At 52.5% G+C, this 4783-nt stretch carries 5 protein-coding genes and 2 pseudogenes; 2 read left to right on the forward strand and 5 right to left on the reverse strand.

Annotated features, from left to right (window positions below; all coding sequences use genetic code 11):
* Nucleotides 1–171: pseudogene (locus tag ACQG19_RS27345) on the reverse strand (plasmid mobilization relaxase MbeA); the annotation flags it as partial.
* The gene (locus ACQG19_RS27350; protein WP_039025506.1) at nucleotides 161–505 is read right to left on the reverse strand and encodes a MobC family plasmid mobilization relaxosome protein; all 345 of its coding nucleotides are present in this window, start codon (nucleotides 503–505) and stop codon (nucleotides 161–163) included. The pseudogene ACQG19_RS27345 and the gene ACQG19_RS27350, both read right to left, overlap by 11 nt.
* A 629-nt stretch (nucleotides 506–1134) precedes the next feature.
* Here ACQG19_RS27350 and ACQG19_RS27355 point away from each other — a divergent pair.
* Nucleotides 1135–1260, forward strand: a pseudogene (locus tag ACQG19_RS27355) (replication initiation protein); the annotation flags it as partial.
* Between the two features lie 316 nt (nucleotides 1261–1576).
* Here ACQG19_RS27355 and ACQG19_RS27360 read toward each other — a convergent pair.
* Both ACQG19_RS27360 and ACQG19_RS27365 read right to left on the reverse strand, forming a co-directional pair.
* The gene (locus tag ACQG19_RS27360) at nucleotides 1577–1933 is read right to left on the reverse strand and encodes a HigA family addiction module antitoxin (RefSeq protein ID WP_023316024.1); all 357 of its coding nucleotides are present in this window, start codon (nucleotides 1931–1933) and stop codon (nucleotides 1577–1579) included.
* A 202-nt stretch (nucleotides 1934–2135) separates the two neighbouring features.
* Nucleotides 2136–2453: a type II toxin-antitoxin system RelE/ParE family toxin gene (locus ACQG19_RS27365; RefSeq protein ID WP_023316025.1), complete on the reverse strand. Its 318-nt coding sequence runs from the start codon at nucleotides 2451–2453 to the stop codon at nucleotides 2136–2138.
* A gap of 186 nt (nucleotides 2454–2639) precedes the next feature.
* Between ACQG19_RS27365 and ACQG19_RS27370 the strand changes: the two genes are divergently transcribed.
* Nucleotides 2640–2882 carry a hypothetical protein gene (locus ACQG19_RS27370; RefSeq protein WP_023316026.1) on the forward strand — a complete coding sequence of 81 codons (243 nt, stop codon included), beginning with the start codon at nucleotides 2640–2642 and terminating at the stop codon, nucleotides 2880–2882.
* Nucleotides 2883–3457: 575 nt separating this feature from the next.
* Here ACQG19_RS27370 and mbeA read toward each other — a convergent pair.
* Nucleotides 3458–4783 (reverse strand): plasmid mobilization relaxase MbeA (gene mbeA / locus ACQG19_RS27375; RefSeq protein ID WP_426726017.1); only part of this gene is annotated, 1326 nt, incomplete at its 5' end.

Here is a 4783-nt window from a genome sequence, read left to right on the forward strand (position 1 = left end):
GACGCCGGAGGTGTATTTCTTCACGTAAGGCGACGCGTCAATCAGCTCCCGGACTTCTTCCGGCTTCCCCTGCAGGACGCTGGCGCCTTCACGCTGCCGGTCTTTACCCAGCAGATAGTCCACCGGCCCGGCGCCACCGCCGCGACCGCGTGGATGAAATTTAACGATCATCGTCCGTTCCTTTCTCAAGAACGGCGTGCCGCAGCCGCTCAAGCCCGGCATCGATGGCCATCAGCGCCGCCACAATCTGTACCCTGTCATGGCCGGTGCCGCCGCCGGCGTTAACACGGCGGGCTATCTGGTTCAGGTTATTGCCCATACCGGCAAGCTGGCGCAGCAGCGCCGGCGAGAGTGAGGGGAGCTTTCCGGTGCGCGCAGGCTTTTCGTCCAGGCAGGTCTGCCGCATCCACGCCGCCAGCGGCCTGCCGTCGCAGCGCTCAAGCAGCCGCCGGTGCTCGCCCTCCGTCACCCACATGGTGAGCATCTTGTTCCGTTTCTCTGACAAACCGGCCTCCTGATAACGCCGGGACGGGCGGGAAAGCCTTTCCCGGTCGGCGCGGGGTTGGACAAGCCGCAGGCGCGTCAGTGGCTTTTGGCGGGTTTCGGGGCGCAGCCCTGAACCAGTCACGTAGCGCTAGCGGAGTGTATACTGGCTTAATATGTTGGCACGGATACGGAAATCAGTGAAGTGCTTCATGTGGCAGGAGAAAAAAGGCGGCAACGGCGCGTCAGCAGAATATGCGATACAGGATATATTCCGCTTCCTCGCTCACTGACTCGCTGCGCTCGGTCGTTCGGCTGCGGCGAGCGGTGCGGGCTTACGAACGGGGCGGAAATTTCCTGGAAGATGCCAGGAAGAAACTTAACAGGGAAGCGATAAGGCCACGGCAGAGCCGGTTTTCCATAGGCTCCGCCCCCCTGACGAGCATCACAGAATCTGACGCTCAAATCAGTGGTGGCGAAACCCGACAGGACTATAAAGATACCAGGCGTTTCCCCCTGATGGCTCCCTCGTGCGCTCTCCTGTTCCTGCCTTTCGGTTTACCGGTGTCATTCCGCTGTTATGGCCGCGTTTGTCTCATTCCACGCCTGACACTCGGTTCCGGGTAGGCAGTTCGCTCCAAGCTGGACTGTATGCACGAACCCCCCGTTCAGTCCGACCGCTGCGCCTGTTCCGGTAACTATCGACTTGAGTCCAACCCGGAAAGACACGACAAAACGCCACTGGCAGCAGCCACTGGTAACAGGATTAGCAGAGCGAGGTATGTAGGCGGTGCTACAGAGTTCTTGAAGTGGTGGCCTAACTACGGCTACACTGGAAGGACAGTATTTGGTATCTGCGCTCTGCTGAAGCCAGTTACCAGGTTAAGCAGTTCCCCAACTGACTTAACCTTCGAAAAACCGCCTCCCCAGGCGGTTTTTTCGTTTACAGAGCAAGAGATTACGCGTACAGAGCACGGATCTCAAGAAGATCGTAAGAAGAAAGTTAACATGAGCGTTTTTATCCCTCAAAAAGAAGGCTTCTATAACTAGAAGCCTTCTTTTTGAGGGATAACTTATATTTTTTTAAAAAAAATCATGCAATAGCATGTTTCTTCTCAGAACTATCAACAATGTGTTTCCTTTCTATGATTTCATGAGCGGGAATCACTCTGTCTATTTCTTCTTGCAATCGAGGGCTACTAGTAACCTCCCATAAATCAACAGACTGCTGTATATTTAGCCAGAACTTTGCAGTGGTATCGAAGGCTTTAGCCAACCTAAAAGCCATATCGGTAGACAGCTTTCTATTATTGTTAACTAAAGCACTGGCAGAGTTTCTATGCACATTCAACATTTCAGCCAAGTCATTGATTTTTAAACCACTTGGTTCGAGATATTCATAAAGAATAATATCCCCTACAGTTGATGGTTTTCTAGTTGCTTGGGACATGCTTTACTCCTAAATTTTTTACTTCTCTCTGTTAGATGAGGAAGATAAGTATTTCGTCTATTACCAGCTGTAGCGATGAGTAATTATCTTAAATATAGTCACGTCATTTTTTTTATTAATCATTATTTGTAATGACATTTTAATGTAGGTGAGGGAACGCCTCACCTACTTGTTTTATAAGATAACAGCCACGACCTGTTATCTATCGGTAATCATGTGGATCGAGATACAAATCCTCGACTCCGTTTTCACCCCACTTAAATATCAAGCGGTACTTCTCATTCACCCGTATGGATGAATACCCTGTCAATGGAGGGTTGAGATTCTCAAATCGGTTTCCCGGGGGAGACCGCAAATCTCCAACTTTATCAGCAGCATTCAGCATATCCAGCTTGCGACCTAATGAAGCACTAATCGCAGTTGGAATCTTTCGATTGGCTTTACCATATTTGTAAAACTGGTATAGCCAATCGTCTCGAAACTGAATGCGGCAATCATCATGTTCATGATCTTGCTGCATTTTTCTTTTACCTCAATTTTTGCCGCAACTTGGCAATTTTTTCGATCACCTTCTTACCTCCGATATAGTACAGCAAACATCTCAAATGCACAACAGCACAGTGCACTTGTGCAATCAATGGCTATGCTGTAGAATGCACTCATGCACAGTGCAGGTGTGCAAAATAAATGATAATTTGGAGGTTGCATGGCTCTTGTTCGCTCAGGAAACAAAAGCAAGATTTTTGAAGCAGATACGAAGTTTAACTCGGTTTTTGACACTGAATATAAGCCGGGAGAAACATGTGAATATGAAGGGATTTATAAATGTACCGGTTGCGGTAAAGAAGTAACTATCGCAGGCGGGAAAACAATCCCACCACAAAACCACCACCAACATACCCCCGCGCAAGGGAACATTCGTTGGCAATTGTTTGTTTATGCTCAGTGAGGTATAGAAAATGGCAGATCGTCGACCACTCAACCCACACGTTGTCGTTCCTAAACCAGGCGGCGGAACTCAACCTCGTGACCGTAACAATGACGGAAGGGTCAGAGGAAAACGCTCAGATGCAGGAAAGCCACGAAAATAACAGCAAGCCGCCAGCCTGGCGGCTTTTTTATATCTGCAGCTGATACTGATTTACCATAACATCCGTTGGGCGCACCGCTGAAACGGGGTTGGCTGCGTTTCCGGTGCCAGACGCGAGAAAGTGGCGACAGACATAACGAAAAAACACCAGAAACGCAGCCGCTGAATATTACACTGGTGCATAGTCATGCAGCCAGATGCATGGATGTTAAAGTCACACTAAAATCCGCGCCAATGCCTTAAAAACCGACAAATGCTTCTCCAGCCAGTCCCACAGCTCCGCCGCCAGATACAGGCAGTTAAGCAATGATTCAATAAGATTTAACAGCTTCATTTCCCGCTCCTGAATAAGTCGTGACCTTTTTGATCACGAACCTATTTAGCGGGAGAAATAAGAGCCCCTCTTCGTGCGGGTTGTCAGCTGCCTGGATGGTTTAAAGTGTCGGCCCGCGGTAGGTTTTCTGCGGCTGGCGCTCCAGCTCCAGTGTTTTCTGATACTCACTCTCCCTCTGCCGGAACTCGGTGGCATTCAGTTCCCGGACAAGCGGCGCAGCTGCTCGCTTAAACTCAGCACCTGCGTGCTCAAGTCCGACACGCGCTCGTTCAGCACCGCGTTCTCCCGTTGCATAAGCCCACACATGCTCCGCCATTCCGCGAAGGCGCTCTCCCATTCGTCCAGCCTTTGCGAGTAGTCCTGCTGTAGCTGCTCTAATGCGCTCAGCAACTGCTTTTCCAGCTCTGTCATTTTCCGCTACTCCTGTTTCAGGCGGATCCATGTCGTCCCGTCGTAGGGGATGGCTTCGGTTTGCATCCCGGGCGGCAGGATAAGAAACCTCCGGCCGTCGCTGCTCTCCTGATAGCGCACTCCCCACGTCCGGGCAGTCATTTTCGCCAGGGTATCTTCCTGCTGACGAAGATGCGTGTAATTGTCGGTTATCTGCTGCCCCTGCCACCACAGTATGCTCCCGCTCGTGCCGATCAGCAGCGCTGACACCATCAGGATGGTGAACCATGTCCGCCCGGCAGTCCGCAGTACGCTCCGCCGGTTTTTCTCCATCGCCTCGCTCATACTCTGCTCGTGTGCGAGGATGGCGTCGCTGATTCTCCTCGCGCTTGCGCTCAGTTCCGCTCTGACAGACTGCTCGTGCTCGCTGAATGCGGCTTTCAGCATCTCGCCGGTACTCTGCTGCTGCGCTTTCGATTGCTGCTCTAAGTCCTTCGCCAGCGTTAAAAGACTGCTCATAGATGGCTCCCTTCAGTCGGATGTTTCGCCCCCCGTCCGGGTCGGCAATGCTGATACTGCTTTTCGTGGTGCGCACCACCTCAAAACCTGACCGTTCCAGCGCCTCAGTGACGTCCTGACGGTTTTTCAGCTCCCCGGACGAAGCAAGGGTCAGCAGTCCGCGCGTGATGGCTTCAGTGGCCTCCTGCTTCGTTTTCGGCAGTCCGGACGGCGTGACCAGCGCCCGGCGGTTTTCCGGCGCGTTCGGGTCATGCAGCCCCAGTCTGCCGTTCACGATGGTCTGCCAGGCATCGATGCGCGGCCGGTCGGCGCGGTCGTAGTACGGCTGGAGCCGCCTGCCGGTCAGCAGTTCAGTATTGGGGATCAGAAAGTTCAGCTCCAGACGCCCCTTGTCCGCGTGCTCCACCCACAGAATGCTGTACTGATCTTTATCGAGTCCGGGCATCAGAACCCGCTCGAAGCTGGCCATCAGTTTTTCCCGCTGGCCGGGAGGCAGATCGGCCTCCGCAAACGACAG

It is taken from the genome of Enterobacter cloacae complex sp. 277I4 (assembly GCF_050031465.1).
Classification (GTDB): Bacteria; Pseudomonadota; Gammaproteobacteria; order Enterobacterales; family Enterobacteriaceae; genus Enterobacter; species Enterobacter cloacae.

What these genes read in the sequence shown, in the direction of transcription:
- ACQG19_RS27360 (WP_023316024.1), bottom strand. Translation starts at nt 1,933, where the DNA reads ATGTCCCAAGCAACTAGAAAACCATCAACTGTAGGGGATATTATTCTT.
- ACQG19_RS27365 (WP_023316025.1), bottom strand. Translation starts at nt 2,453, where the DNA reads ATGCAGCAAGATCATGAACATGATGATTGCCGCATTCAGTTTCGAGAC.
- ACQG19_RS27370 (WP_023316026.1), top strand. Translation starts at nt 2,640, where the DNA reads ATGGCTCTTGTTCGCTCAGGAAACAAAAGCAAGATTTTTGAAGCAGAT.